Here is a 26,427-nt window from a genome sequence, read left to right on the forward strand (position 1 = left end):
CCCAAGCCCTCAACCTGATCCCATGCTTCACGCCCGTGGCCAGCCCACAATCGAACGGCATGTCTGAAGCCTTCGTCAAAACCTTGAAGCGAGACTACATACGCATCTCATCCATTCCGGACGCCGACACAGCTCTCCGGAAGATCGACKGATGGATTGAAGACTATAATGAAATCCATCCACACTCAGCGCTCAAAATGGCCTCCCCAAGGGAGTTCATCAAAGCATTGTCTCAATAGCTGAGCTGTCCGGCGAAACGGGGGGCACTCCACCAATCCCGCTGATGTGCTCGTTGATAGCGTCGATGTGCTGGTAGACACTTCTCAGCACGGTGCGCGCGTGCTCGGGTAGGTGGCTCTTGTCAGAGCTCAAGATCTGCTTGAGTTTGACAACGTCAATGGTCCTAGACGGGACGACAAATCCGAATTCAGCCAAAAGGCCGCGCAGCGCATTGATGGCGGAGGTTCGCTGGCGAATGAACAGCGTTCGCGTTTTCATCAGAGTGGTGATTGCCTGCTGTTCGGACTTTTGATGGCCACGAAGCGCATTCCTGGCTGCGTCGCGGCGTTGGCAATTGCTTCGGCGTCAAGAGCATCGCATTTATCCCGTTTGACGAATGGTTTGACGTACTGCGCGGGAATGAGCAACGGCGTGTGCCCCGACCTTTTAATCTCTCTCGCCCAATAATGAGCGCCGCCGATGGCTTCCATTGCGACAACGCATCCACGATCCTTCTTAAGAAACCTGGCAATTCCGCACTCGCCAGCTTGTGGCTGAAAACTTGTCTCCGTCTTTGTTCATTCCGTGGACCTGGAAGGCCTGTTTGGCGAGGTCCAGACCAATCGTGCTAACCCGTTCCATTTTCTCCTCCCTGGGATGATGTGGGAGGATTATAACTCGTTGGCCTCGATACGGGAGAGGATTGCGGTGAAAGGTCTGTCGTCGCTCGTGCGGAGGTCGCGGCTTGATATCGGTCTAGACCGCCTAATTACAGACGGGAAGTCTTTTCAAAATTCCTCGGCACAATGATCCCGAAGAGCTAGCTATCGTGGCGGACCTTAAAAAACTCGACGAGATGACCACCGAGGAACGCATCGAGTTTCTTGAGACCTTAGGTGAAAGCCTCTTGATGTCGGCATCGATCGCGAAACATGAAGACGATCCCATCTGGGAGGACATGTCCGAACTCGGTAATCGCCTTCAAATAAACGCCGAGACGATCGCCGGGGACGAAACGGAGAACGCAGAGCATCTAGTTCTGGAGGCAATCCATCTCCTAGCCAAGTTCGAGCATGGTAGCGGTGGCAGCCGCACCATCCACTGAATGGCTGGAACAAGCTGCGCAAAGCGCCGTGCCATCGAATGTGGGTAACCGAACACTCAAGCCTTTCATAAAGGGCGGCTTTTCTTATGGCATGACAAATAAGCATGGCATCGCATTGAAAGGGCAAGGGCAGGGGAATGGCAGGGAGCTTGGAAATGAGCAGCAACGGGAATAGCTTCGATCCGATGGCTTCTGGGCGCGAACTGTCGGACATGAAGAGCAAGGCAGGCGGGTCATAAAAAAGGGCTCGCCACCCAATACACAGGCGAGCCCTCAATGCGCCAAGAGGTCCGCCAAGGCGCATCATCGGGCGGGAAATAATCACAACTGATGACGTGAGTCACGTGACACGAACGTGACGACAAAAGAAAAAGCCCCAGCGTGCGGCCGGGGCGAGGTGGGGAAGTCAGAGTGCTAGCGAGGAACGTGCCAGCTTCCCATTAACGCGGCATGTGCCGGATCGGTTCCTTGTGCGGATAGTGCTCCCAGCACCACCATCGCGTCTCGATCGATTGTGAGGACGAAAAGCCAAAGCCGCCCCACTGTTTGCAGTCCGGATGCGTACAGAGATGTTCGAACTGCTAACTCGACGACTGCATTGGCCGGTCAAGATCGCTCATCGCGTCATCTCAGGATTGTTCGTAGCGGGAGCACCCTTGTCGAGAGTCTGCAGTAGCTTTCTGACGCCGTCGTGATGACACGAGTAATCGTGGTTCTGCGCTTCTCGCCGGAAATTTATGAAGCCGCGCATCCGGAGGAATGAAAGCTCCCTGGACGTGGTCGATTGGGGCAGTCCTAGCTCATTACGCAGTTCGCGGACGTTCATCTCCTCGGCGGCACACAAGCTCTTCAAGACTCGGAAACGAGTCCGGGAGGCGAGCGCTTCAAGCAGCGTCACTTTTTCAGCAAGCGATGATTCCTCTAGCATGGCGGTCCCCGAAGTTCATTGCGTCTGCGCTGGAACTAAACATCCAGCCGTCCGTTTCAAGCGTGGCCTTCGGCATCTCCCTCAACAGACCCAGCCAGTCCAAGATGCTGAAGGCCCCAAATGAGATCCGCCCCGCCAGGGCGCCCCTTTAAGTTCGGCGCCGTTTTCTTCTACTGCATCTTAAGCATTTGCTGATGGACTGTCGGCATGACGACGCCGCCAAAATCAAAGCCCCTGCTGCAAACGGAAAAGCCTGTTCGATCCCGGCCGCGCAAGCGCGATCCTCAGCAGCCAAATCTCCCTCGCGACCCAATGGTGGCACGTATCGAGCCGTGCCTGGCGCTTCTTAAGGCCAAGCCGCGCAAAGGCCATCAGTGGGCCTTTGAGGTAAGTGGGACGGCTACCGTCTCGCAGTCCATCTCGACCATGGCAAGGTCCGTACTCTCACCCGTGGAGGGCAAGATTCCGAAGCTGGCGATGGTCAGTTGCGGTGAGATGTTTACGGTGGAGGAGGAAAAGATTGGCGATCTGGCCATCAGTTGAGACAAACCGCTGACATTGTCGCGCTGACTTGAAGCGCATCATTCGCCGTTCGCGTCTTCGCACAGCAAGATGAGAATTCTCGGCTCGATTGTTCAATCCCTTCTGCGAGCGGTGCTCGACGACCGGTATCACCTCCGACTTTGCAGCCGAATAGAAACGCAGCTTGTCGGTCACCATCACGCGCGGCGCGATACCTCGGCACTTGAGAAGCTTGCGCATGGGACGCATGGCGGCCGCCTTGCTTCTTCGGCTTTGCAGCAGGGCATCTAGGACTTGGCATCGACAGCGCGTCACGGCCAGTATTTCTTCCCCTTGATCGTCACCACCATCTCATTGAGGTGCCATTTGTCGGAAAAATGGCCTCGTGAGCGGCTTCGGAGCTGATCAGCAAATTTCAAGCCGAATTTCGCCGCCCATTCCGACACAGTCTGGGACGAGAGGATGATGCCTCTCTCCGCCAACAGATCTTCGACGTCGCGTAAGCTGAGCGAAAATCGTTAGTAGAGCCATACCGCACGGGCGATGATCTCAGCGGGAAAGCGGTGGCGTTTGAAGTGGGTGAGCGGGGCTTCAGTCAAGCAAGCCAGGTATCAACCCAATGCAAACAGGCGGTTAAGGCGACGCCACCATTGACAGTACTGGCCCGCCGGAGCCGGCGGTGCAGTTCTACGTTTAGGCGAGAGACGGCTTCCGCCACGCTGCGAGCGCCGCCTCGACGCCGAGCGCGAGCTGTAACAGCCGGTGATCCGCACCGAGCGGCCCGGTCAGCTGCAGGCCGAGCGGCAAGTGGCCGTCCATGCCGGAGGGTACACTGAGCGACGGTTGGCCGGTCATGTTGGCGAAGCCGCTTGAGAGCATCTCGCCTTCCTCGCCATCCTCGGTGAATTCAGGGTCTTTGACCGGGGAAGGGAAGGGGACGCTTGGTCCGATCAGCACGTCCACTTCGCCGAAGGCGGCCTCGACCGCATTGCGCAACTCGACGCGAAAGTTCTGCGCCCGGAGATAGTCGATAGCTTTGGCTTCAAAACCGGCTTCGACCTGCGCTTTCGTGCGCGGTGCGTAACCAGCCGGGTTCTCGGAATAGAGCGGCGAGTGGATGACGGAGGCTTCCGGCAGGATGATGCGGCGGAGCTCGGAATTGGCGCGGGACAGTTCAGGAATATCGATCGGCTTGACGATGGCGCCGGCCGCAGCAAGGCGCTCAAGCGCCCAGACCAGATTTGCGGCGACTGCCGGGGTCAGCTCCGGGCTTGCGCAGTGGAAGCGGACGGCGCCGATCCTCACACCTGACAGTGATGGCGGCGTCAGCGGCATGGGTCTGCCGCTCAGCGCTTCGAGCAGCAGCGCGGTATCGGTAACGTCGCGGGCGAGCGGTCCGGCATGGTCGAGGGTCCCGGACAGCGGGAAGACGCCGTCGAGCGGCACCAGATCGAAGCTCGGCTTCAGCCCGGAAATGCCGCAGTAGGAGGCCGGGATGCGGATCGACCCGCCGGTATCGGTGCCGGTCGCCAGCGGTACGATGCCGGCTGCAACCAGCGCCGCCGATCCGCCGCTGGAGCCGCCAGAGGTGCGTCCGGTGTCGTGTGGATTGTTGGTCTGGCCGATCTCGGGATGGGCGATGCCATAGGCATATTCCAAGAGGTTGGCCTTGCAGAAGATGATCGCACCGGCCTCGCGCAGCCGCTTTACCAGAAGGGCGTCGGCGCTTGCCAGGGCCGGTAGCCGGACCTTGCTGCCGTAGCCGGTCAGCGCCCCATCGACCTCGATCAGATCCTTTATGGCGACGGGAATGCCGTGCAGCGGCCCGCGATCCTTGCCGGCGCGAAGCTCTGTCGCGGCTTTTTCGGCCTCGGCGATCGCCGATGCGTCCAGCCGTTGGGCAACGGCATTGAGGCTTGGCTCCCGCACGTCGAGCCGCTGAAGACTGGCGCTGATGACATCGACCGGCGACAGCGCTCCGGCGCGATACGCACGCCCAAGTTCGGTAACGCTCATGAAGGCGATTTCATCCGGGGCCATTGCCGTTCTCCTTCGGGGAAGATTCCGCCGCCCGAAGGCGGCGGAACAGTCGTCAGATCAAAGGCTCAGTTCTTGACCGTATCTTCCAGGAAGAAGCGGCCGAGCGGGTTCTGGTAGAAATTCTCGACATTCTTGCGCGCCACGTTGATGTAGGGGCTGTAGTAGAGGTCGATCCAGTTGACGTCGTCCTTCGCCGTCTTCTGCAGGTCGACATACATCTGCTCGCGCTTCTTCGGATCGAGCTCCAGGCGGGCCTTGGCGACCAGCTCCTTCACGGCCTCGTTCTTGTAGTTGGTCGAGTAGTTATTGTTGGAGTCGTGGCCGAGCACGAACGTTGTCTTCTGGTCCGGGTCAAGAATGTCGTTGGTCCAGTAGTTGACCGAAATGTCGTAGTCACCGGCAACCGTCATATCCCATTCCTGGCTCGGATCGACCTTTTGCAGATTGGCGGTGATACCGGCCCTGGCGAGCTGCTGCTGCACCAAAACCGCCGTCTGCTCATCCACTTCGTCGCCGGCGCGGATCAGGTAGTTCAGCGTCAGGTTGGAGACGCCGGCATCGGCCAGCATCTTCTTCGCCTTTTCAGGGTCGTACGGGCGCTGCAGGTTGTCGGCGTAGTAGTAGAGCGCGCCCTTCGGGATGTAGGAATTGGCGACAGTGCCCTGGCCGAAGGTGACGGCATCGACGATCGCCTTCTTGTCGATGGCGAGATCGAGCGCCTGGCGCACTTCCTTCTTGCCGAGATCGCCATGCGCATGGTTGATCAGCAAGTGATCTTCGCGGGTGGACGGATCGATCAGGACGTTGAGGTTGGCATCCTTTTTCATCTCCTCGACGCGCGAGAAGGGCACAAAGATCGCCGCATCGAGCTGACCGGCCTGGACGTTCAGCATGCGGGTGTTGTCGTCAGGGACCGAAATCCACTCGACGCCATCGAGCTTGACGCGGTCGGCCTGCCAGAAGTTCGGGTTCTTCTTCAGGATGATGCGGTCGCCGCGGCGCCATTCATCGACGGTGAAGGCACCGGATCCAATCGGCTTTTCGGCATAGGCGTCAGGCCCCAGCGATTCCATGCCTGCCTTGGAGATCACTGAGGCGTTCGGTAGTGCCAGCGTCGACAGAAACGGCGCCGAGGGGTTCTTCAGCTTGATCGTCAGCGTGTGCGGATCGGTGGCGACTGCGGTATCGATCACCTTGTAGCTGTCGCTCCAAAGCGATGCCGGATCGTCGCGGATGCGCAGCAGGCTGAAGGCAGCGTCCTCGGCCGTCAGCGGTGAGCCGTCGGAGAACTTGGCGTCGCGGATCTTGAAGACATAGGTCAGGCCGTCTTCCGAGGCGGTCCAGCTTTCTGCAAGGCCGGGCTCCAGCTTGGTGCCGGTCTTGTCGACGCGGATCAGGACGTCATAGACGTTGGAGAACACCCAGTTGTCAATGTTCTGGGCCGTTTTGATCGGATCGAAGGTCGTCGAGTCTTCGCGGCGGCCGATGGTCAGAACGCCGGCTGCTTCGGCATAGCTTGCCGTCAGCGACAGGCCGGCGATGAATGCGGCAAGCCCGATTGATTTCCACCTGTTGATCATGTGCTTGTTCCCTTCTTTGTTATGGTATGCGTTTGGCAGGCTGAACCGGCATCGATGGCATGTCTTCCCCGGCGCTGGAGCCGCCAAGAAGCGGCCTGTCGGGATCGATGTCGGGAATGGCAGCAATGAGCGCCGCGGTATAGGGATGTTTCGGCCGGGCGAAGACCTCTTCAGAGAGGCCCTCCTCGACGATCTCGCCGTGATACATGACGACGACGCGTTCGCAGAGATTGCGGACGATCGCAAGGTCGTGGGCAATGAACATCAGCGTCAGGTTCATCTTCGCCGTCAGTTCGCGAAACAGCGCGATGATCTGCGCCTGGATCGTCACGTCGAGTGCAGCGACGCATTCATCGGCGATGACGAGTTTCGGATCGACCGCCAGCGCCCGGGCGATACCGGCACGCTGGCACTGACCGCCGCTCATGCTGCGCGGCTTGCGGTTTGCAAATTCACGATCGAGCCCGACGAGATCGAGCAAGTCGCCGATCCGTGCCGGGATGTTGGCCGCCGGCACCTTGCCCTGAACCTTCAGCACTTCGCCCAGCATCTGGCCGACGGTGAGACGCGGGTTCAGCGCGTTATAGGGGTCCTGGAAGACCATGGCCGCCTCGCGGCGCAGCTTGGCGAGACCGGCCGTGCGCTGCTGCGCCAGGTTGATGCCGTCGAAGGAAACATGGCCAGAAGAGATCGGGGTGAGACCAAGGACCGCGCGGGCCAGCGTGCTCTTGCCGCTGCCGGACTCCCCGACGATACCGATTGTTTCGCCAGGCATCACGCGAAGCGAGACGCCGGCTACGGCGCTGACTGTTTTGTTCCCTGCCTTGAACAGGCTGCCGCCGATCCTGAAGCGCACATGCAGATCATCGATTTCGAGCAGCGGCCGGACGGTTGCTTGCGCGGGCGCGGCTGCGGTTGCCGGCGAAGCCGCCTCGTCGGGCATCGAGGGATGACTGTGGATCAGGTTGATCGTGTAGGGATCCTGCGGCCGCGACAGGATCGTCCGCTTCGGGCCTTGTTCGAGAAGCTTGCCGTTGCGCATCACGGCAATGCGGTCGCAGGTCTGGGCGACGATGCCGAGGTCGTGGGTGATGAGGATGATCGACAGGCCGCGCTTTTCGCGTATCTCTAGCAGCAGCTTCAGGATTTGTGCCTGTATTGTCACATCAAGGGCGGTCGTCGGCTCATCGGCGATCAGGATCTTCGGGTTGCAGGAGAGCGCCACGCCGATCATGGCGCGCTGGCGCATGCCGCCCGAAAATTCGTGCGGATAGCTGTCATATTGCCTGATCGGATCGGGAAAGCCGACCTGGGTCAGGATCTCGACGGCAGCGGTTCGCGCTTCCCTGGCGCCAAGCCGCTGGTGATAGCGGATGCCCTCGGCAATCTGGTCGCCGATGCGCATCACCGGGTCCAGGTGGCTCGTCGGGTTCTGGAAGATCATACCAATCTCGCCGCCGCGCACCTGAAGCATCTCGGCATCGCTGACCGCCGTCAGATCGCGGCCCTCCAGAAGGACCGTACCCTGCTCGATCTTGATCAGCGACGACGGCATCAGCCGCACCAGCGAGCGGCAAAGCAGGCTCTTGCCGGAGCCGCTTTCGCCGACGAGGCCGAGGATTTCACCCTTGGCAAGGTCGAGGGGGACACCGTCAATCAGGGTGCGGGTACCGCCGTCGAGATGGACCTTGACCGTCAGGTCGCGGACGGAAAGGACCGAGGCGCTCATTCGTGAACTCCAAGAAGTTCGCCGAGCGCATCACCCAGCATGCTGAAACCAAAGGCGAGGCAGACGATCGAAAGTCCGGGGAAGAGCGTGATCCACCACGCCGTGGTGATGAAGCTCTGTCCTTCGGCGACCATAACGCCCCATTCGGCGAGGGGTGGCTGTACGCCGAGGCCGAGATAGCTGACCGCCGCACCGCTGAGCAGTACCAGCGTGGCATCCGACATCGAGAAGACGATCGAACCAGTGATGGCGTTCGGCAGCAGGTGACGGAACATGATCCTGAAACGGCTGAAGCCGAGGCTGACGGCGGCAACCGCATAGTCGGAGCTCTTCAGCACCAGCATCTGCGCCCGGATCAGGCGGGCATAGGAAACCCAGCCCACCAGCGCCATGGCGATGTAGAAGCTGCTGAGCCCCGGCCCGAGAATGGCGATGATCGACAGCATCAGCACCAGGAACGGGAAGGCGAGGATGATATCGACGATGCGCATGAAGATGGCATCGACGATACCGCCGAAGAAGCCGGCGATTGTCCCGACCGTCGTCCCGATCAGGAACGGAAAAAGCACGCCGATGACGGCGATCTGCAGGTCGATGCGGGTCCCCCAGATGACGCGCGAGAGGATGTCGCGGCCGAAATTGTCCGTGCCGAACAGATGCGCCAGTGACGGCGACTGCAGCCGCGCATCGGCATTCTGCAGGATCGGGTCATAGGGCGCGATGATGGGTGCACCGATTGCCAGCAGCAGAAAGAACAGCAGAACGCCGGCGCCGATCACAAGCGTCAGGCGGCGGCCGAAGAAGCGGCGCCAGGCGATCGGTTGCGGAGAGAGCGTGCCGATGCTCATAGCTTCACCCGCGGATCAACGGCGACGGTGACGATGTCGGCCAGGAAATTGACGAGGACGGTGGCACAGGCAAAGGTCATGGCCACGCCCTGGACGACCATGTAGTCGCGCGAGAATATGGCGCGGACCAGGAGCTGGCCCATGCCGGGCAGCGCAAAGACGCTTTCCACCACCACGGTACCGCCGATCAGCCAGCCGATATTGACGGCGAGGAGATTGATGGTCGGCACCAGCGAATTGGGCAGCACATGGCGCCAGAAGACGATGCTTTCAGGCATGCCGCGGGCACGCGCCGCGGTCGCGACGTCGGACTTCAGGGATTCGATCATCGCCGAGCGCAGGCTGCGGGTCAGCACCGTCGACAGCGACAAGGCCACAGTCAATGCCGGTAGAATCAAATGCGAAAGCTTGTCGCCGAGCGTGGTGCCGTAGCCCGAAACCGGCAGGACGCCGAGTTCGACGCTGAAGAGAATGATCAGCATCAGTCCGAGCCAGAAGGGCGGAAAGCCGATCCCGAAGGTGGAGATGACGCGCACTGCATGATCGGGCGCACCGCCGGCATTGCGGGCGGCGATCGCGGACATCGGCACAGCGATCAGGATCGACAAGACGACGCTGGTCAGCACCAGCGCTATCGTCGGCTCGATGCGCGTGGCGATCAGCGACAGGACGTCGATCTTGTAGAGGATAGACTTGCCCATCTCGCCATTGGCGAGGTTCTTCAGGAAGTAGAAATATTGCAGCCACATCGGCTGATCGAGGCCGTATTGGGCGCGGATATTGGCAATGGCGGTCGGTGTGGCGCGGGTGCCGAGAATATTGCGGGCCGGGTCTCCGGGGATCAGGCGCACGAGAATAAAAGTGATAATGCTAATGCCGAAAATAACAGGCAGAAACTGAAATGGACGGGTCAATATGAATTTATAACGATGCATGGCGGCGCTGGCCCCCCTGTCTTGGCCGGGCTTCGATCTCCCTACACTGCATCAGCTTGCCCCATGCCGCGACAGGAAATCGGTGAGCGCCGGATAATAATCCCGCGGGTTCTCGTAAAAGGGCATGTGGCTGGCATTGGCGAAGACCTTGAGCTCGGCATTCGGCAGCGCGAGCTTCATCCGCAGCGCGCAGGCCGGCGTCAGTTCGTCATGCTCGCCGGTGGTGATCAGAACGGGCACGGTCACCCGCGACAGATCGGGAATACGGTTCCAGTCCTTCAGGTTGCCGATATAGAGAAACTCGTTCGGGCCCTGCATCGTCTCGTAGGGACCCATGTTCCAGTCGTCGAGCGAGCGGCGGACCGGCGCGGGCCATTCCGGAAGACGGCAGACGTGGCGATAGTTGAGGATCGTGATGGCAGCCAGATATTCGGGGTGATTGTAGGTACCTTGCGCCTCGTGCTTCTGCATCATCGACACCGTTTCCGGGCCGAGCGCGGCGCGCAGCCGCTCCAGCTCCAGGATCAGATGCGGCATGTCGGCGACAGTATCTTCGAGGATCAGCGTCTGGAGATTTTCGGGATAAGTCAGCGCATAGTCGATTGCCAGCCAGCCGCCCCAGGAGTGGCCGAGCATGTGAACCTTGCCGAGGCCGAGCGCCTTGCGTACGATTTCGGTCTCCTCGACATAGCGGCCGATTGTCCAGAGTGACGGATCTGCTGGGCGATCGGACGAGCCGGTGCCCAGCTGGTCGAAGGCGACGACGCGATAGCCCTTGTCGATGAGGCAGGAATGGGCTTCGCGGAGATAATCGCAGGGCAGGCCGGGGCCGCCATTCAGGCAGAAAACCGTTTCGCTTCCGCTGCCGAAGCTGTAGGCGACGACCTTATGGCCGTCGACCTCAATTTCATGTCGCGCCTCAGGCTCGATTTCACGCCACATTGACCGCTCCGGCAGAAGATTTCGCTTGCTCAATAATTGGGCATGGCTAAATTTTTATCTTAAACCGCAGTCTTTGCCAGCTATAAGAAGTGATAGGTGTGAGCCACCGATGGAGCCTGCCATGCTTGACGAGATCGGCACGATCAGACGGCAATTCTCAGCCCACCAGACCTTGGACGGGCGGATCGACCAGGTTTTCGAGGCCATGAAGCAGCTCGGCTTCGAGGCGCTGATCTACGATTACACGCCGGTTCCCTATGATCTTGACGGCGCGGTGATGATCCCCTCGTTGCTGAAGCTGCGCAACATTTCCGAGGATATGCGGGAATACTGGTTCGACCGCGGCTATTTCCGCATCGATCCGGTACAGCAGGTGGCGTTGCGCACCTCCGCCCCATTCTATTGGAACTATAACGCGGACGCCGACACGCCGATCAGCCGCTTTATGAGCGACGACACAGCGCCTGTGACGCGCTATCTGAGCGAACGGGACATGTCGACGGGCGTCACTGTACCCGTCCACATGCCGGGCGGAGATTATGCGACGGTGACCGGGATCCGCTACGGCGCCAACGGCGATTTCGAGCGGCATGCCCTGCGCTATATCGCCGATTTCAACCTGCTGGCCCATGTCTTCCACGAGGCGGCCTTCTCGCTGTTCGATGCCGAGGCGCGCAGCGTCGGCAAGGTCCGGCTGACGGAGCGCGAGCGGGAATGTTTGCGCTATTCGGCGGAGGGACTATCGGCCAAGGAGATCTCACGGATCATCGACCGCTCTGTGCCGACGGTGGTCATGCATCTGAACGCCGCGGCCAAGAAACTCGGCGCCCGCAACCGTACACAGGCGGTCGTGCGCGCCACGCATTACCGGCTTCTCGACGAGCGTCCATCCTATAACTTCTGATAGCTGCCTTCGGCTTTGCGGCGACGCTATGCTTTTTCCATCATTGCCCCCAGATGGAGACGCCAGTGGCCGCCGTTCAGACGACAGAAGCCTATCTGCCCTTCCGCGAATACCGCACCTGGTACCGCATCACCGGTTCGCTCGAGAGCGGAAAGCTGCCGCTCGTCGTTGCCCACGGTGGCCCGGGCTGCACACACGACTATGTCGATTCCTTCAAGGGCATCGCCGCCCTCGATGGCCGCGCGGTGATCCATTATGATCAGCTCGGCAACGGCCATTCGACGCGCTTGCCGGACAAGGGGCCGGATTTCTGGACCCCGGCGCTCTTCCTCGAAGAACTCGATGCGCTCTTAAAACATCTTGGCATCCAGGATCGCTACGCCTTCCTTGGCCAGTCCTGGGGTGGCATGCTCGGCGCTGAGCATGCGGTTCGTCAGCCAAAGGGCCTCAAGGCGCTGGTCGTCGCCAATTCGCCGGCCAACATGCATACCTGGGTCGCCGAGGCTAACCGGTTGCGCGAAGAGCTGCCGCAGGATGTGCAGGATACGCTGCTGAAGCACGAAGAAGCAGGAACGATCACTGACCCCGAATATATTGCCGCCTCGCGTGTCTTCTACGACCGGCATGTCTGCCGCGTCACGCCCTGGCCAGATGATGTGGCCCGCACCTTCGCGGCCATGGACGAGGACAATACCGTTTATCGCAACATGAACGGCCCGACCGAATTCCACGTCATCGGCACGATGAAGGACTGGACGATCGAGGATCGCTTGCCGCTGATCGAGGCGCCGACACTGTTGATATCAGGCAAATACGACGAGGCTACGCCGCTGGTCGTCAAGCCCTATGTCGACCGCGTCAAGGGGTGCGAATGGGTGCTCTTCGAGCATTCCAGCCATATGCCGCATGTCGAGGAAAAGGAGCTTTGCCTCGCCATCGTCTCCGGCTTCCTGTCGAAATACGACTGACCGTCAGGCTGTGAGATCGTCGACCTTGCGGGCGAGGTCGGCGACATAGGCCCTGGTAGAGAGGTCCGATCCCGTGGCATCCCTCAGCAGCTGGCTGGCGGTCTTCGAGCGGCCGAACTGATGGATATTGTCGTTCAGCCAGGTCTTCAGAGGCAGGTAGTCGCCAGTCTCCAGCCCATCGGCAATCGCTTTCTCCTTGCTCGCGGCGGCGAAGAACTGCGACGACATGATGTTGCCGATCGTATAGGTCGGGAAGGAGCCGACCATGCCTGAGGACCAGTGGACGTCCTGCAGGACGCCGAGCGTATCGGAGGGCACCTCAAGGCCGAGATAGGACTTGATCTTCTCCCGCCAGATCGCGGGAAGATCGCCGACACGGATTTCGCCAGCCATCAGTCCGGCCTCGATCTCTGAGCGCAGCATGATGTGCATGTCATAGGTCAGCTCATCAGCCTCGACGCGGATGAAGCCGGGGCGGGCGGCGTTGACGGCCCGCCAGAAGTCCTCCGCAGTCACGTCGGCGAGTTGATCGGGGAAGGTTTTCTGCAGATCGGCGAAGTTCAGTTCCCAGAAGCGGCGCGAGCGGCCGACGCGGTTTTCCCAGAGGCGCGACTGCGATTCATGCGTGCCGAAACTGGTGCCGCCGACGGCGTAGAGATTGACGAAATCGGTCGTGAAGACGGAGCGGCTGAACTCTTCGGAGATGCCCTGCTCATAGATGCCGTGCCCGGCCTCGTGCCAGACGGCGAAGAGGCCGCCGGGCAGCCAGGTCTCGCGGAAGCGACCGGTGATGCGCACGTCCGAGCGGGTGAAGGAAATCTCGAAGGGGTGGACCGTGTCGTCGAGGCGGCCGCGGTTGAAGTCATAGCCGAAGCGGCTGGAGATCAGGCTGGAGAAGGCGCGCTGCTTGTCCACCGGGTAGGCACGCTCGAGAATTTCGGAGCGGACCTTGGCTTCCCTGGCGCGTTCGAGCAGCGACCGCAGGCCATCACCCAGTTCGCCATAGAGTGTGCGCAGCCGCGACCAGGTCATGCCGGGCTCATAGGTGCCGACAAGCGCATCATAGGGATGCTCGGCATAGCCAATGGACGCAGCGATCTCGCGCTGCATCTCCATGGTCCGTTCCAGCATTGGCGCGAAGGCCGCGAAGTCATTGGCGGCGCGGGCCCTGCTCCAGGCAGCCTGGGCAACGGTCTTCAGCTCGGCCGCGTCGCTGACCAGTTTTGCCGGGATGCGCGCGAGAGTGCCGATCGCCTCGGCCGCCTGCTCGACCGCCAGCTTGCGGTGATCGCCGTATGCTGCCGCCTTGAGCTCTGAGCGGGCATCCTCGATGGCGCGCTGGAGCTGGTCGCCGGTCGCGAGATCGCGGGCAAGCCCGACCAGCGTGGCGATCTGCTTGCCGCGGGCATCGACGCCGCCCGGCGGCATCATGGTGCGGGCATCCCAGGTCAAGAGGTTCACGGCGCAGAGCACGTCGTTGATCCTGGCGATTTCGCTTTCGAAGCTGGCATAGGTCATCGTCTCAAATCCTTATTGCGCCGGAGCTGCGCCGAAATCCTCGAGGTGGCAGGCGGCCAGCTGGCCAAGCCCGCGTGGTGTCAAAAGCGGGCGCTCGACCCGGCAGCGGTCGAAGGCGTGCGGACAGCGGCTGGCGAAGGCGCAGCCGGGCGGCACGTCGAGCGGGCTCGGCAGTTCGCCGCGCGCGGCAACCGTGCGAGTGCGGCGCGATGGATCGAGCTCTGGTGCGGCATCGAGAAGCGCCTTGGAATAGGGATGACGCGGGGCGGTGAAGAGCGCTTCCGAAGTGCTGACCTCAACGACCTGCCCGAGATACATCACCGCCACACGATGCGAGATATGGCGCACCAGTCTCAGATCATGGGCGACGAAGACGACGGTCAGGTGCAGCTGTTCCTGCAATTGCAGCAGCAGATTGACGACCTGCGCCTGCACCGAGACATCGAGTGCCGAGACCAGCTCGTCCGCCACGATTACCTCAGGCTCGACAGCAAGAGCCCGGGCGATGCCGATGCGTTGGCGCTGGCCACCGGAGAATTCGTGCGGGTAGCGGGCGGCCGCATCCTGCGGCAGCCGGACCAGTTCCAGCAGTTCGGCGATTCGGTGTGGGATTTCCGCCTTCGGACGCATCTTATGGACCGAAAGCGCTTCACCCAAAATCTGCGATACGGTCATGCGTGGGTTGAGCGAGCCGTAGGGATCCTGAAAGATCATCTGCACACGGCGGTTGAAGGCGCGCCGGTCACCGCCGCGCAGGCGGGCGATATCCTCCCCCTCGAAGCGGATTGCGCCGCCATCCGGCTCGTGCAGCCGCACGAGGCAGCGGGCGAGGGTGGATTTGCCGCAGCCGGACTCACCTACGATGCCGAGCGTCTCGCCGCGATGGATTTCGAGCGTCACGTCGCGCAGTGCCTGGACAGCAAGCGGCGGCTTGCCCTGTAGTCGCCGCGTTAGCGAGTAGGGACCGGCAAAGCGCTTGGAGATGCCGTCGATTGACAGGATGGGGAGGGTCGCGTTCACAGGATCGCCTCCGCTGCCGCCACCTGCCTGTGATGAAAGCAGGCGACGGCGCGCCCGGGCGCGCCAACCGTTTCCAGCGGTGGCCGTTCCTTGCGACAGAGGTCGGTCGCGAAGGTGCAGCGCGGATGGAAGGCGCATCCATCGGGCAGGTTGGTGAGGCTCGGCGGCGTGCCCTCGATCGATTGCAGCACGGTGCGCGATGCACCGGAGCGCGGCACGGAACCCAGAAGTCCGCGCGTATAGGGATGGTGCGGCGTGTTGAAGACATCGGTCACCGTACCGGTCTCGACGATCCGCCCGGCATACATCACCGCCATCCGGTCGCAGGTGGCGGCGACGACGCCGAGATCGTGGGTGACGAGCACGACGCTCATCGACAGACGGTCGCGCAGATCAAGCAGCAGTTTAAGGATCTGGTCCTGGATGGTGACGTCGAGCGCCGTCGTCGGCTCGTCGGCGAGCAGCAGCTTGGGGGAGCAGGCAAGCGCGATGGCGATCATGGCGCGCTGGCGCATGCCGCCGGAGAACTGATGCGGATATTCCTGCAGGCGCCGCTCGGCGGCGGGGATGCCGACAATGTTCATCAGTTCGAGGGCGCGCGCCTTGCGATCGCGGGCATTCAGCGTCGTATGGGCGACAAGGTTCTCCTCGATCTGCACGCCAACAGGCAATACGGGGTTGAGCGCTGTCATCGGCTCCTGAAAGATCATGGCGATCTCGCCGCCACGCACCTTGCGCAGTTCCGCGGCCGGCATCGCGACGAGATCGCGTCCGTGCCACTCGACACGGCCGCTGACATGGCCGGGCTCGCGGATCAGCCGCATGATCGAGCGAAGGGTCACGCTCTTGCCGGAGCCGGATTCGCCGACAAGGCCGACGACTTCGCCGGGCGCCACGTCGAAATCGACATCGGCGGCAGCAATCGCCTGGCCGCGCGGCGTATCGAAAGTGGTCGTAAGGCCGCGGACGATCAGCCCGCTGTTTTCGCTGGCTGCGCCCATCATCGTCTGACCCTCAACAGTTCGGCGACACCGTCCCCGGCCAAACTGAAACCGAGGCCGGTGAGCACGATCGCGACGCCGGGGAAGACCGAAATCCACCAGGCGGTGTTCATGAAGTTCTTGCCGTCGGCGATCTGCACGCCCCATTCGGCCGCCGGCGGCTGGGCGCCGAGGCCTAGGTACCCAAGGCTGGAACCGAGCAGGATGGCGAGCGCCATGTCGGTCATCCAGTAGACGATTGCCGGGGTGATGGCGTTCGGCAGCAGATGACGGAAGACGATGCGCAGCGGCGCGTAGCCCATGACCCTGCCGGCGTCGGCGTAATCGAGCCGCTTCTGCACCTTGATTTCGGAGGCGACGAGACGCGCATAGAAGACCCAGCCGACGACGCCGACGGCGACATACATGTTGCCGAGACCGGGGCCGAGCACCGAAACTATGGCGATGACAAGCACGAGGAACGGGAAGGTGATTGTCGCATCGACGATCCGGCCGAAGATCGCCTCCCAGATGCCGCCGACATAGCCGATGAAGGCGCCGATGATGGTGCCGAAGATGAACGGCCCGATGGTGGCGAAGACGGCAATCTGCATATCGAGCGTATAGGCATGGATGACGCGCGACAGCACATCCCGGCCGAAGCTGTCGGTGCCGAAGGGATGCGCCCAGCTCGGCGGCTTCAGCAGCGCGTTATAATCGAAGGCGACGGGATCGTAGGGCGCGAAAAGCGACGGCCAGATCGCGACGATCAGGCTGAGACCGAGAATGATGCCGCCGGAGATTAGCGAGCGGGGGAGTTTGCGCCAGCGGAGCGTGGGGCGGGCGGCTTTGGCCGCTTCGGCACTCATCGGGCTATCCTCGGGTCGAGCCAGGCCTGGACGATGTCGGTGACCAGGAAGGTCAGCGACACCAGGATGGCAAGCGCGATCGTCAGGCCCTGCAGCACCGGATAGTCGCGGCCGTAGATACTGTCGATCAAGAGGCGGCCGGCACCGGGGACGGCAAAGACGGTCTCGGTTATGACGGCGCCGCCGAACAGCGAGCCGATCTGCAGGCCGAACAGCGTCACCGTGGAGATCAGCGCGTTGCGCAGGATATGACGCGTCAGGATCACGCGCGAGCGCAGGCCCTTGGCGGTGGCGAAATCGACATATTCCGCATTCATGACGCCGATGATCGAGGCGCGCAGATTGCGCATCAGCACGGCGGCAAAGCTCAGTGCCAGCGTCAGCGCCGGCAGGAAGAGGTGATAGAGGCGGTCGCCGAACGTGTCGCCATAGCCGCCGACCGGAAAGAGCTTCAGCTGAGCGGCAAATACGGTCAGCAATATGATGCCGACATAGAAGACCGGCATCGATAGGCCGACTTGGAAAGTGCCGCGGATGATGCTGTCGGGAAGCTGCTCGCGCTTCAGCGCCGCGACGAAGGCAAGCGGCACAGCAAGGACGAGGGCGATCACTGCCGACATCAGGGTGAGCATCAGGGTGACGGGCAGGCGCTGCAGGATCAGCGACATGACGGAGACCTTGAGGCCGATCGAGTTGCCGAGATCACCGGTGAAAATGCGCTCGACGTAATATAGAAACTGGATCGGCAGCGGCTGATCGAGGCCGAGCTGCCGATTGATGCGCTCGACATCGGCATCAAGGGCGCGGTCGCCAATCATGGCGCTGGCCGGATCGCCGGGCAACAGGCGCACAAGAACAAAAGTGACGATGAGAATGAAGATCACCGTCGGAATCATCTGCAGTATGCGGCGAACAATAAAACTGAAAAGGGGCAATAGCCGCTCCTGGTCTTCCTGTAGTCGAAAAAGGCCGCGGGCCTCGTACTGAGGCCCGCGCAGCAGGCTGGGTCAGGCTTTACTTGTCCTTCCAGGTTTTGGCGAAGATGTTGTTGCCGAGCGGGATTTGCAGGAAGCCGTGAACCTTCTTGCTCAGAGCAACCGGATAGGGCGTCTCATAGAGCGAAACGATCGGACCTCGATCGTTGTAGATCTCCTGCATCTTCGCATATTGCTCGGCGCGCTTCTTGGGATCCATTTCCTTCTGGGAGGCTTCGAAAAGCTGGTCGGCTTCGTCGTTCTTCCAGCCGGTATGCAGCGCGTCGATCGTCTTGGAATAGACGAAGTAGGAGGTGATCTCGTTCGGATCGGCGATATCGTCGGTCCAGGCGGCGTTGCGCATCACGAAGGTGCCGTCGCGATATTGCTGGGTGCGGGTCGGGTTGTCGACCTGCTGCAGCTCGAGCTTGATGCCGATCTGCGCCCACATCTGCTGCAGCGCCGTGGAGATCCCGACTTCGTCCTGGTTGCCGGCGAGCACGAGGATGCTGGTCGAGAAACCGTTTTCGAAGCCGGCTTCCTTCATCAGGCTCTTCGCCTTTTCGAGATCATAAGGATAGAGCGGCTTGTCGCCGACATGCAGCGGAGTGGCCGTCGACATGTAGGAAGTCTGAGGCGTGCCGACGCCATGGGTGACGATCTGGATGATCGCATCCTTGTTGACGGCATAGTTCATCGCCTGGCGAACCTTGACGTTGGACAGCGGATTGTCCTTGCCGGCGAGTTGCGGGCGCACGTTGAGCGTAATGTATTCGACGCGGGTCGAGGGGAAGAGCTCCATGTCGAGGTTGCCAGCCGATTTCAGCTCTTCTACGCGGGAGTAGGGAATGAATTCGGCGCCGTCGATCTCGCCCGATGTCAGCTTCAGGATGCGGGTGGCGTCATCGGGGATCAGCTCGAAATCGATACCGTCGAGATACGGTAGCGGTTTGCCGTCCTCGCCCTTGCCCCAGTAGTATTCGTTGCGCACCAGCTTCATGCTGGAGCCACGATCCCAGGATTTCAGCATGAACGGGCCGGAGCCGACGGGATGCTCGGCAAAGGCCTTGGCCTTTTCTTCCTCGGTCGCGCCGGCCGAGGCCTCGAAGGCCTTCTTCGGCAGGATAGCGGTGTTGAACACGGTCAGCGCTGCCAGGATGGCGGGATCGGGATGCTTGAGCTTGACAGTGACGGTCTTGTCGCCTTCCGTCGTCACATCATCGATGGACTCGATCATGAAGCCCCAGATGCCGTTGTCCTTCTTAGAGGCTCTCTTCAGCGACCAAGCGACGTCTTCCGGCGTGATCGGCGTGCCGTCGGAGAACTTGATGCCGTCGCGCAGCGTCAGCGTCACGCTCATGCCGTCGTCAGCAAGCTTATAGGCGCTGGCCAGACCCGGCTGAACGCCCTTGCCGTCATCCGTCGGCAGAAGCAGCGTGTCGTAGAGGTTGGAGAGGATCCAGATATCGACATTGGCGTCGTTCAGCACCGGATCGAGAAACAGGCTGTCTGCATAACGGCCATAGGCCAGCGTGCCGCCCCGCTCCAGGGCAAACGCAGATACACCGGTGCTCAGTAGAACTGCAGCGGCAATGGCCGCCCGAGTGATCATTCTCATGGCATTCCCCTTTTGTATTTGGTATGACTGTTATTATTGTCTATAACGATTTCACGCAGCAAAATGACTGTCACCAGTTTTTATGCGGCAACCCTAAGACGATTCACTTGCCTGCAAGCGGATTTCGAGCTAACCGTTATATATAAATATAACAGCTAGCCGAACGGGTTTCATGGATTTCTTCATCGACCGGGATTTGCCAGTGCCTCTGCGCACGCAGCTTCAGGGGCTTATCGAATACGGTATCGCCTGCGGCGAACTGGCGCCCGGCGAGGCCCTGCCTTCGGTGAGAGAGCTGGCGGAGAAGGTCGGTGTGGCGCCGATGACGGTCAGCCAGGTCTATGCTGATCTCAAGGCTGCGGGCCTGATCGATACGCGCCCCGGTTCCGGTACTTTCGTCAGCGACAGTCACCAGGCACGGCTGGCAGCCCGCGCCGATACCAGCGACTTGCATCTGCATATCGACCAGCTGATCGACGAGAGCCAGCGGCTTGGCATCCGCACCGCCGATCTGGTGTCACTCGTCAACGCAAGGGCGTTTTACCGCGACAGCATCGGTCCGCGGCTGCGGATCGTCATGATCGGCATTTTTCAGGACGCGACGGCAAGCTATGCGCGGTTCATCGCCGCGCGCCTCGGCCGTGATGTGACGGTTGAACCGCTGACGGTCTCGGCGATCGAGCGCGACCCGGCGGCCAAGGCACGTGCGAATTCTGCCGATCTTGCGGTTACTTTCGCCAACCGCCACCGCGAAGTGGCGACACTGGTCGCCAATACCAAGGTGGTGACGATCAGCTTTACGCCGTCGGAAGAGACGCGCCGGGCGCTCGCTTCGCTGGATTCACTGGCCTCGATCGCTGTCATTTCGCGCTTCCCGGATTTCCTGCCGATCATGAAGACTGGCGTGCAGCGCTTCGCCCCGCATGTCAGCGAAATCACCGCGACGACGCTGGAGGCGGCGGGACTGGAAGATCTGCTCTCGAAGGTCTCCGTCGTCATCTATGCATCCGGCGCCGAAAGCGTCACCGGCCTGCTGCCCGAGGGCGTGCAGGCCATCGAATACCGCCATGCCCCCGATACTGCCGATATCGAACGGGTGATCGTGCCGGTCATCCGCGCGGCCGGCGTGCAGGCGCAGGGCGAGGAAAGCCCGACACGGAACGAAGCCGACGCGAAGGTCTAGGAAAGGCAGATGCGATGAGAGTATCGGAGTCCAACTGGCAGCAGATCGAAGCCTATCTGAAGACCGATGACCGAGCGATCCTGCCGCTCGGCAGTACCGAGCAGCATGCCGGCCTGTCGCTTTCGGTCGATTCCATCCTGTCCGAGAAGGTCGCGGCCGATGCGGCAGCGCCGCTCGGCATTCCCGTCTTCCCGGTCGTTGCCTATGGCATTACGCCATACTTTCTCTCCTATCCCGGCACGATCAGTATCCGCCAGGAAACCTATATCCGGCTGGTGCGCGACATTCTCGATGGCCTGAGGCTGCAGGGTTTTCGCCGTATCCTGATCGTCAACGGCCATGGCGGCAACCAGCCGGCGGGCAGCATGGCGATCGAGTGGATGGCCGATAATCCGGATACTGCGGTGAAATTCCACAACTGGTGGAACTCGCCGAAGACCTTCGCCAAGGTGCAGGAGATCGATATGGTCGCCTCGCATGCCTCCTGGATGGAGAATTTCCCCTGGACGCGTCTCGAAGGCGTCAAGCAACCGACGCAGCAGAAGCCGATGATCGATTTGGCCCGCATGCGGGTGATGCCGCCGGATGCGGTGAAGGCCTATCTCGGCGATGGCAACTTCGGCGGCTATTACGAGCGGCCGGATGAGGAAATGCAGGTGATATGGAATGTGGCGGTCGAAGAGACGCGCGCGCTTCTCGAGGGAGGCTGGGCGTGAGTGATCCAATCCTGATCTGGGGCGCTGGCGCCATCGGCGGCACGCTCGGCGCCGCCTTTCTCCGGGCCGGCCACGAGGTAATGTTCGTCGACAACGTCAAGGACCATGTCGATGCCATCAATACCAAGGGGCTGAAGATCGTCGGTCCGATCTTCGAGGATGTCGTGCAGGCCAAGGCCTATCTGCCCGAGGAACTCACCGGCACCTACGGCAGGACATTCCTGTGCGTGAAGGCGCATCACACGGAAGCGGCGGCGAAGATGCTGGTCCAGCATCTGGCCTCCGACGGCTACGTCGTGTCGGCGCAGAACGGCCTCAACGAAAGGGTGATCTCGCGCATCACCGGCGAAAACCGGGTGATCGGCTGCTTCGTCAATTTCGGCGCCGACTATCTGGAGCCTGGCGTCGTGCAATATAGCGGCCACGGCGCCGTGGTGATCGGCGAACTCGACGGGCGATTTACGGATCGCGCCGAGGACATCTACGATCTGATGAAACAGTTCGAGCCGAGGGCGCTGATCACAAACAACATCTGGGGCTTCCTCTGGGGCAAGCTGATCTACGGTGCGCTGCTGTTCGGCACCGCGCTGACCAATGACAGCATCGCCGACGTGCTGGATGATCCGATTGCCCGCCCGGTCTTGCGCAAACTGGCGCTCGAAGTGGCGACGGTCGCCGCCATCAACAATATCCGCCCGGAAGCCTTTGACGGTTTTGATCCGGCCGCGTTCGGGCCACTGGCAACGCCCGAGCAGACGGACAAATCCTTCGACGATATGTCTGTTCATAATCGGAAATCGGCCAAGTCCCATTCCGGCATCTGGCGCGATCTGGCGGTGCGCAAGCGCAAGACCGAGGTCGATGCGCAGGTGCTGCCGGTCGTCGAGATCGGCGAAGAATCGCGCGTTCCGACACCGCTTGCGGCCCGCGTCATCGAGATGATTCACGAGATCGAGGACGGCAAGCGGCCGCTTTCGATGGACAATATCGAAGAGCTTGCGAGGGTGGCATGAACATCTCCTTCGATGGAAAAACAGTTGTCGTCACCGGTGCGGCGCACGGCTTCGGCCGCTCGATCGCGCAAGGGTTCGCGAGCCGCAGCGCGCGTGTCCATGTCTGCGACGTCAACGGGGCGGGCCTTGCCGAAACGATGAAGCTCTGCGGCGACAGGACGACCGCTCATGTGCTCGATGTCGGCAATCGCAGCGATGTCCAGGCGCTGGTGTCGAAGTTCGGCGATGTCGATATCCTCGTCAACAATGCCGGCGGCGTGCGCGGTCAGGTCGGAAGGCCGATCGAGGAAATCTCGGAAAGCGACTGGCAGACGATCTTCGACGTCAATCTGTCAGGCGCCTTCTTCATGTCGCAGGCAGTCGCGCCTGTCATGAAAAAGCGCAGGTCCGGACGGATCATCAATATCTCCAGCGGCGCCGGCCTCGGCATTTCGCTGACCGGCATCCAGGCCTATGCCAGCGCCAAGGCGGGGCAGATCGGACTGACGCGCCAGCTGGCGCATGAACTCGGCCCGTGGGGCATCACCGTCAACAACGTCGCCCCCGGCTTCGTCCGCTCCAATCCGACGACGGAACGCCAATGGGACGCGATGGGCGAGGAGGGGCAGGCACGGCTGTTGCAGAACATCGCCCTGAAGCGCCTCGGCGTGCCAGAAGACATTGCCGCAATGGTGATGTTCTTCGCCTCGGATTATGCCGGCTGGGTTTCCGGCCAGGTGATCAGCGTGGACGGCGGCAAATGAGCGTCGAGGCCTATCTGGAAGAGCATTATCCGGCCGCCGTCGAAGACCTTAAGGCCTTCTGCCGCATTCCGAGCGTCAGCACCGATCCGGCTTTCATCGAAGGCATCCGTCACGCGGCCGCCTTTGTCTCGGAGCGGTTGAAGAAGGCGGGCTTTGCCTCCGTTGAGATGCTGGGAACCAGCGGCCATCCGGCCGTCTATGGCGAGATCATCGCCGATCCGAACCTGCCGACCTATCTCGTCTATGGCCATTATGACGTCCAGCCGCCGGACCCGCTGGACAAATGGCTGACGCCACCTTTCGAGCCCGACGAGCGCGATGGCAGGCTCTATGCCCGTGGTGTTTCCGACGACAAGGGGCCGCTCTTAATCCCGATCCTCGTTGCCGAGGCTTTCATGCGCGTCGAGGGTCGGTTGCCGGTCAATCTGAAGGTGCTGATCGAGGGCGAGGAGGAATCCGGCAGCCCGCATTTTGCGCCGACGCTTGCCAAATACCGCGACAGACTCCGTTGCGATCTCGTGCTCTCGGCCGATGGCGCCATGTGGCGGCCGGACAAGCCGTCGATCACAGTCGCCAGCCGCGGCCTCGCGGCGCTGGATGTGACGGTGACCGGTGCCGTCAAGGATCTGCATTCCGGCCGTCACGGCGGAAGCGCGCCAAACCCGATTGCTGCCTTGTCAGCGCTGCTGGCCTCGATGCATGGGCCGGATGGCCGGGTCAGCGTCGAAGGTTTTCTCGACGGCGTCACACCGCCCGATCCGCGCATCCTGACGGCAATCGATGCGTCGAATTTCGACAGCGCCGCCTATTACCAGGAGATCGGCGTTGCCAGTGGCGATCCGATCGATACCGGCCGCGAATTGCTGATCCGCCAGTGGCTGGAGCCGACGCTGGAGTTCAACGGCATCTGGGGCGGCTATCAGGGCAAGGGTACCAAGACCGTCATTCCAAACACGGCCGGTGCCAAGATCACCTGCCGCCTCGTTGCAGGGCAGAAGCCGGATGTGGTGATCGCGGCGATCACCCGTCATCTGCAGAAGCACTTGCCGAAGGGTTTCCAGCTCGAGGTGCATCGACACGGCCCGGGCAGCGAAGCCGATTTCGTCGATCCTGACCTGCCGGCGCTGAAGATTTCGGAAGAGGTTCTGGGCGAGTTGCTCGGCCAGAAGCCACTGCGGGTTGCGATGGGCGCTACGATCCCGATCGGCAGCGCCTTCCGCCAGCATCTCGGCTGTGGCGCGATCTTCTTCTCCTTCTCGACGGGCGACGAGGACTATCACGCGCCGAACGAATTCTTCCGGCTCTCGAATTTCAAGCTCGGCATGCGGGCCTGGACCATGCTGCTGCGGCGACTGGCCCCGGCCAAAAACAATTGACGTGCCGCCCGGCGCTCCCAGTCTCCGCTGACGGGACTTGTCTTCGTGCTTCCAGCACTGATTGTCTCGCTATGATGGCCTCTGCACGTACGGCCGCTTGGGCGACCAGGGGCTCTCGGCTCTACTGTCAGGCATCGAGATCGGCCTGAACTTTCCTGTTAAATATTTGCGGCCCAGGTGGATGCTGCCGACGCGATCGTCGCCGAGACCGCTCAGGACCCCAGAGGAACACTGCGGATCACAGCCCCTATAGAGATCGTCGCCGCCGTGCTGGCGCCCAAGCTACCAGAATTCCCGTCGATCTACCCGGACGTCACGATCGAACTGGTGCTGGATGACCGGGTTATCGACCTCGTGGCCGAAAATTTCGATGTGTGCATCCGGATCGGGAAGCTTCCGGGCTCTGGGCTTATTGCGCGGCCGCTTTGACCGTTCCGAGCGAGTTTGACCAGACCTTGTTACCGGTAAGTCATGTCTCGCATACAGCTAAAGGTTGCGTTTTCTCTTGGCCGTTGTGAGCAAGCCAACTACTGGGCCTGGCGAGTAATTTAGCCTCCGAGAGACTCCGGAAAGGATGGGTCGCTGATTCGACTTGGTTCAAGAGCAAATAAGGTCATATGGACGTATCGCTCGTACTTTGGTGCACTGAGGCTGCCTCCTTCGACCCGCTGCATTTGGTGCTGTTGTCGGTGGCACCTGGCACAAGCGATGTTTGCAGCCGACAGCCTGTCGCATTATGTTATAGAAGAATAGAAAAAAGATCGCTGATGCTTTTGCAGAAAACCGCGAGAACAAGCAGGCCTTGAAGCAGATCGGCCGGGAGGCCATCGCCGAGAGCCGCCGTATGGGCCTAGCGATCACTGCCAAGGACAGCCAGAACGAGGCTAAGGATAAGGCCCAGCATGGGCGCGAGGACCGTGCTCCGATTACCGTGAGGTAGCAATCGCTTCATGCCCGAGTTGTCGTGCATCCTTCTCGCAGGGCCGAACCGCCCTCCACCCCGAACTCTCTGCTGAGGATCTTCAGCGCTTCGTTAATGACCGAAATGTCGCTCATTGTGCATCAGCCTTGTGTGCCGGCAATTAGCCTAGACGTCGACGAAGATCCGCGTTTTCGGCGCGCAGCTTTTCAGCGAGAAGCTTTCGGAGGTTTTTATTCTCCTCCTCGAGTTGCAGGAGCATGGCCCAATCGTCCTCAGCTGCCGGCTTCGGCGTTCGGGAATAGGCCCGCTTAACTCGCGTGCCTTCCAAAGGCTTTGCGCCGTCACTAATGGCCGGCGCTTCTGGTTTCGCAACCACCCCGATGGAGGAAAGGTTGACGGTTCCCTTCTTTGCGCGCGGCCCGCGTCGCTTCTTTACCTCTGAGGCTGAGGAGGGGATAGCTGCCTGCTGAACGTTTGGCTTCGCACTTTGCTCACTATCTTGCTCCATATGCTCCTTCTTCACTGGCAAGGCTGTTGTCGGCTGGCCGTCAGCAGCTGTTAATTTCCTGTCTGCCGCCTCAATTTTGTCGTTGGCGCCGAGCGATGCATTGACTGATGTTTGTTGAGTGCGGCGACGCTCTTCGCTCTCCACGTCGCGCGAAATCGACTTGAGGTCCAGGTTTCCCCAGATGGATTTCGGTTTATCGGGTTGCCGGCGGCTTCCCTTGTATTCGACGACGAAGTTTTTGTGTGGTCGTTTCATCGGTCTCGCCTT

At 61.2% G+C, this 26,427-nt stretch carries 25 protein-coding genes and 2 pseudogenes; 11 read left to right on the forward strand and 16 right to left on the reverse strand.

Features of this window, described 5'->3' with window-relative positions:
• On the forward strand, positions 1-239 hold a 239-nt coding region (locus AC1DIJ_RS14145), incomplete at its 5' end, for an integrase core domain-containing protein (protein WP_477831437.1).
• Positions 240-497: 258 nt separating this feature from the next.
• On the opposite strand, the gene AC1DIJ_RS14150 is transcribed toward AC1DIJ_RS14145, so the two are convergent.
• On the reverse strand, positions 498-710 hold the full coding sequence (locus tag AC1DIJ_RS14150; protein ID WP_112389512.1) for a transposase: 213 nt from the start codon (positions 708-710) through the stop codon (positions 498-500).
• Between the two features lie 338 nt (positions 711-1,048).
• Here AC1DIJ_RS14150 and AC1DIJ_RS14155 point away from each other — a divergent pair, with 338 nt between their 5' ends.
• Positions 1,049-1,324 carry a hypothetical protein gene (locus AC1DIJ_RS14155; RefSeq protein ID WP_112389510.1) on the forward strand — a complete coding sequence of 92 codons (276 nt, stop codon included), beginning with the start codon at positions 1,049-1,051 and terminating at the stop codon, positions 1,322-1,324.
• 616 nt (positions 1,325-1,940) lie between these two features.
• Here AC1DIJ_RS14155 and AC1DIJ_RS14160 read toward each other — a convergent pair.
• Positions 1,941-2,252 (reverse strand): metalloregulator ArsR/SmtB family transcription factor, encoded by a 312-nt coding sequence (locus AC1DIJ_RS14160; protein WP_112389509.1) that lies wholly within the window; start codon positions 2,250-2,252, stop codon positions 1,941-1,943.
• A 207-nt stretch (positions 2,253-2,459) separates the two neighbouring features.
• Here AC1DIJ_RS14160 and AC1DIJ_RS14165 point away from each other — a divergent pair.
• A pseudogene (locus tag AC1DIJ_RS14165) lies at positions 2,460-2,716 on the forward strand (non-homologous end-joining DNA ligase); the annotation flags it as partial.
• On the opposite strand, the pseudogene AC1DIJ_RS14170 reads toward AC1DIJ_RS14165, so the two are convergent.
• From AC1DIJ_RS14170 to AC1DIJ_RS14200, 7 genes and pseudogenes are all read right to left on the reverse strand, one after another.
• Positions 2,697-3,373: pseudogene (locus AC1DIJ_RS14170) on the reverse strand (IS6 family transposase). The pseudogenes AC1DIJ_RS14165 and AC1DIJ_RS14170 sit on opposite strands and share 20 nt — an antisense overlap.
• 94 nt (positions 3,374-3,467) lie before the next feature.
• On the reverse strand, positions 3,468-4,814 hold the full coding sequence (locus AC1DIJ_RS14175) for an amidase (RefSeq protein ID WP_112389508.1): 1,347 nt from the start codon (positions 4,812-4,814) through the stop codon (positions 3,468-3,470).
• A 65-nt stretch (positions 4,815-4,879) separates the two neighbouring features.
• Positions 4,880-6,394, reverse strand: coding sequence for an ABC transporter substrate-binding protein (locus tag AC1DIJ_RS14180; RefSeq protein WP_112389507.1), 1,515 nt, complete (start codon positions 6,392-6,394; stop codon positions 4,880-4,882).
• A 19-nt stretch (positions 6,395-6,413) separates the two neighbouring features.
• A complete protein-coding gene (locus AC1DIJ_RS14185) occupies positions 6,414-8,123 on the reverse strand; it encodes an ABC transporter ATP-binding protein (protein ID WP_112389506.1) in 1,710 nt (569 codons plus the stop codon).
• Entirely contained in the window at positions 8,120-8,971 is an 852-nt protein-coding gene (locus AC1DIJ_RS14190; RefSeq protein WP_112389505.1) for an ABC transporter permease, read from the reverse strand. The genes AC1DIJ_RS14185 and AC1DIJ_RS14190 overlap by 4 nt, the downstream gene beginning before the upstream one ends.
• Positions 8,968-9,906 (reverse strand): ABC transporter permease, encoded by a 939-nt coding sequence (locus tag AC1DIJ_RS14195; RefSeq protein WP_112389504.1) that lies wholly within the window; start codon positions 9,904-9,906, stop codon positions 8,968-8,970. Before AC1DIJ_RS14195 ends, AC1DIJ_RS14190 begins: the two co-directional genes overlap by 4 nt.
• A gap of 51 nt (positions 9,907-9,957) precedes the next feature.
• Positions 9,958-10,848, reverse strand: a complete 891-nt coding sequence (locus AC1DIJ_RS14200; protein ID WP_112389503.1) for a proline iminopeptidase-family hydrolase — start codon at positions 10,846-10,848, stop codon at positions 9,958-9,960.
• Between the two features lie 121 nt (positions 10,849-10,969).
• Here AC1DIJ_RS14200 and AC1DIJ_RS14205 point away from each other — a divergent pair, with 121 nt between their 5' ends.
• Both AC1DIJ_RS14205 and AC1DIJ_RS14210 read left to right on the forward strand, forming a co-directional pair.
• Entirely contained in the window at positions 10,970-11,752 is a 783-nt protein-coding gene (locus AC1DIJ_RS14205) for a LuxR family transcriptional regulator (RefSeq protein WP_112389550.1), read from the forward strand.
• 53 nt (positions 11,753-11,805) lie between these two features.
• On the forward strand, positions 11,806-12,720 hold the full coding sequence (locus AC1DIJ_RS14210; protein ID WP_162706056.1) for a proline iminopeptidase-family hydrolase: 915 nt from the start codon (positions 11,806-11,808) through the stop codon (positions 12,718-12,720).
• A gap of 3 nt (positions 12,721-12,723) precedes the next feature.
• Here AC1DIJ_RS14210 and AC1DIJ_RS14215 read toward each other — a convergent pair whose 3' ends face one another.
• From AC1DIJ_RS14215 to AC1DIJ_RS14240, 6 genes are all read right to left on the reverse strand, one after another.
• Complete coding sequence (locus tag AC1DIJ_RS14215) at positions 12,724-14,238, reverse strand: carboxypeptidase M32 (RefSeq protein WP_112389501.1); 1,515 nt, start codon at positions 14,236-14,238, stop codon at positions 12,724-12,726.
• Positions 14,239-14,250: 12 nt separating this feature from the next.
• On the reverse strand, positions 14,251-15,258 hold the full coding sequence (locus AC1DIJ_RS14220; RefSeq protein WP_112389500.1) for an oligopeptide/dipeptide ABC transporter ATP-binding protein: 1,008 nt from the start codon (positions 15,256-15,258) through the stop codon (positions 14,251-14,253).
• Positions 15,255-16,262, reverse strand: a complete 1,008-nt coding sequence (locus AC1DIJ_RS14225) for an ABC transporter ATP-binding protein (protein ID WP_112389499.1) — start codon at positions 16,260-16,262, stop codon at positions 15,255-15,257. Before AC1DIJ_RS14225 ends, AC1DIJ_RS14220 begins: the two co-directional genes overlap by 4 nt.
• Positions 16,259-17,107: an ABC transporter permease gene (locus AC1DIJ_RS14230; RefSeq protein ID WP_112389498.1), complete on the reverse strand. Its 849-nt coding sequence runs from the start codon at positions 17,105-17,107 to the stop codon at positions 16,259-16,261. Before AC1DIJ_RS14230 ends, AC1DIJ_RS14225 begins: the two co-directional genes overlap by 4 nt.
• A complete protein-coding gene (locus AC1DIJ_RS14235; protein ID WP_112389497.1) occupies positions 17,104-18,042 on the reverse strand; it encodes an ABC transporter permease in 939 nt (312 codons plus the stop codon). Before AC1DIJ_RS14235 ends, AC1DIJ_RS14230 begins: the two co-directional genes overlap by 4 nt.
• Before the next feature lie 79 nt (positions 18,043-18,121).
• Complete coding sequence (locus AC1DIJ_RS14240) at positions 18,122-19,699, reverse strand: ABC transporter substrate-binding protein (RefSeq protein ID WP_112389496.1); 1,578 nt, start codon at positions 19,697-19,699, stop codon at positions 18,122-18,124.
• Between the two features lie 172 nt (positions 19,700-19,871).
• On the opposite strand from AC1DIJ_RS14240, the gene AC1DIJ_RS14245 reads away from it, so the two are divergent.
• From AC1DIJ_RS14245 to AC1DIJ_RS14270, 6 genes are all read left to right on the forward strand, one after another.
• Entirely contained in the window at positions 19,872-20,882 is a 1,011-nt protein-coding gene (locus tag AC1DIJ_RS14245) for a GntR family transcriptional regulator (RefSeq protein WP_112389495.1), read from the forward strand.
• Between the two features lie 14 nt (positions 20,883-20,896).
• The gene (locus AC1DIJ_RS14250; RefSeq protein ID WP_112389494.1) at positions 20,897-21,598 is read left to right on the forward strand and encodes a creatininase family protein; all 702 of its coding nucleotides are present in this window, start codon (positions 20,897-20,899) and stop codon (positions 21,596-21,598) included.
• Entirely contained in the window at positions 21,595-22,611 is a 1,017-nt protein-coding gene (locus tag AC1DIJ_RS14255) for a 2-dehydropantoate 2-reductase (protein ID WP_112389493.1), read from the forward strand. The genes AC1DIJ_RS14250 and AC1DIJ_RS14255 overlap by 4 nt, the downstream gene beginning before the upstream one ends.
• Positions 22,608-23,354: an SDR family oxidoreductase gene (locus AC1DIJ_RS14260; RefSeq protein ID WP_112389492.1), complete on the forward strand. Its 747-nt coding sequence runs from the start codon at positions 22,608-22,610 to the stop codon at positions 23,352-23,354. The genes AC1DIJ_RS14255 and AC1DIJ_RS14260 overlap by 4 nt, the downstream gene beginning before the upstream one ends.
• Entirely contained in the window at positions 23,351-24,730 is a 1,380-nt protein-coding gene (locus AC1DIJ_RS14265; protein ID WP_112389491.1) for a dipeptidase, read from the forward strand. Before AC1DIJ_RS14260 ends, AC1DIJ_RS14265 begins: the two co-directional genes overlap by 4 nt.
• 177 nt (positions 24,731-24,907) lie before the next feature.
• Positions 24,908-25,159 carry a LysR substrate-binding domain-containing protein gene (locus tag AC1DIJ_RS14270; protein WP_162706054.1) on the forward strand — a complete coding sequence of 84 codons (252 nt, stop codon included), beginning with the start codon at positions 24,908-24,910 and terminating at the stop codon, positions 25,157-25,159.
• 653 nt (positions 25,160-25,812) lie between these two features.
• On the opposite strand, the gene AC1DIJ_RS14275 is transcribed toward AC1DIJ_RS14270, so the two are convergent.
• Positions 25,813-26,415, reverse strand: a complete 603-nt coding sequence (locus AC1DIJ_RS14275; RefSeq protein ID WP_112389488.1) for a hypothetical protein — start codon at positions 26,413-26,415, stop codon at positions 25,813-25,815.
• Between the last annotated feature and the right edge of the window lie 12 nt (positions 26,416-26,427).

It is taken from the genome of Rhizobium sp. 10N427 (genome assembly GCF_056394605.1).

Bases quoted from the DNA above. Each gene is read 5' to 3' on its own strand.
- AC1DIJ_RS14215 (WP_112389501.1), bottom strand. From the start codon at position 14,238: ATGACCTATGCCAGCTTCGAAAGCGAAATCGCCAGGATCAACGACGTG.
- AC1DIJ_RS14150 (WP_112389512.1), bottom strand. From the start codon at position 710: ATGGAAGCCATCGGCGGCGCTCATTATTGGGCGAGAGAGATTAAAAGG.
- AC1DIJ_RS14210 (WP_162706056.1), top strand. From the start codon at position 11,806: ATGGAGACGCCAGTGGCCGCCGTTCAGACGACAGAAGCCTATCTGCCC.
- AC1DIJ_RS14240 (WP_112389496.1), bottom strand. From the start codon at position 19,699: ATGAGAATGATCACTCGGGCGGCCATTGCCGCTGCAGTTCTACTGAGC.
- AC1DIJ_RS14250 (WP_112389494.1), top strand. From the start codon at position 20,897: ATGAGAGTATCGGAGTCCAACTGGCAGCAGATCGAAGCCTATCTGAAG.
- AC1DIJ_RS14265 (WP_112389491.1), top strand. From the start codon at position 23,351: ATGAGCGTCGAGGCCTATCTGGAAGAGCATTATCCGGCCGCCGTCGAA.
- AC1DIJ_RS14160 (WP_112389509.1), bottom strand. From the start codon at position 2,252: ATGCTAGAGGAATCATCGCTTGCTGAAAAAGTGACGCTGCTTGAAGCG.
- AC1DIJ_RS14260 (WP_112389492.1), top strand. From the start codon at position 22,608: ATGAACATCTCCTTCGATGGAAAAACAGTTGTCGTCACCGGTGCGGCG.
- AC1DIJ_RS14190 (WP_112389505.1), bottom strand. From the start codon at position 8,971: ATGAGCATCGGCACGCTCTCTCCGCAACCGATCGCCTGGCGCCGCTTC.
- AC1DIJ_RS14230 (WP_112389498.1), bottom strand. From the start codon at position 17,107: ATGAGTGCCGAAGCGGCCAAAGCCGCCCGCCCCACGCTCCGCTGGCGC.
- AC1DIJ_RS14195 (WP_112389504.1), bottom strand. From the start codon at position 9,906: ATGCATCGTTATAAATTCATATTGACCCGTCCATTTCAGTTTCTGCCT.
- AC1DIJ_RS14225 (WP_112389499.1), bottom strand. From the start codon at position 16,262: ATGATGGGCGCAGCCAGCGAAAACAGCGGGCTGATCGTCCGCGGCCTT.
- AC1DIJ_RS14180 (WP_112389507.1), bottom strand. From the start codon at position 6,394: ATGATCAACAGGTGGAAATCAATCGGGCTTGCCGCATTCATCGCCGGC.
- AC1DIJ_RS14245 (WP_112389495.1), top strand. From the start codon at position 19,872: ATGGATTTCTTCATCGACCGGGATTTGCCAGTGCCTCTGCGCACGCAG.
- AC1DIJ_RS14275 (WP_112389488.1), bottom strand. From the start codon at position 26,415: ATGAAACGACCACACAAAAACTTCGTCGTCGAATACAAGGGAAGCCGC.
- AC1DIJ_RS14200 (WP_112389503.1), bottom strand. From the start codon at position 10,848: ATGTGGCGTGAAATCGAGCCTGAGGCGCGACATGAAATTGAGGTCGAC.
- AC1DIJ_RS14175 (WP_112389508.1), bottom strand. From the start codon at position 4,814: ATGGCCCCGGATGAAATCGCCTTCATGAGCGTTACCGAACTTGGGCGT.
- AC1DIJ_RS14205 (WP_112389550.1), top strand. From the start codon at position 10,970: ATGCTTGACGAGATCGGCACGATCAGACGGCAATTCTCAGCCCACCAG.
- AC1DIJ_RS14185 (WP_112389506.1), bottom strand. From the start codon at position 8,123: ATGAGCGCCTCGGTCCTTTCCGTCCGCGACCTGACGGTCAAGGTCCAT.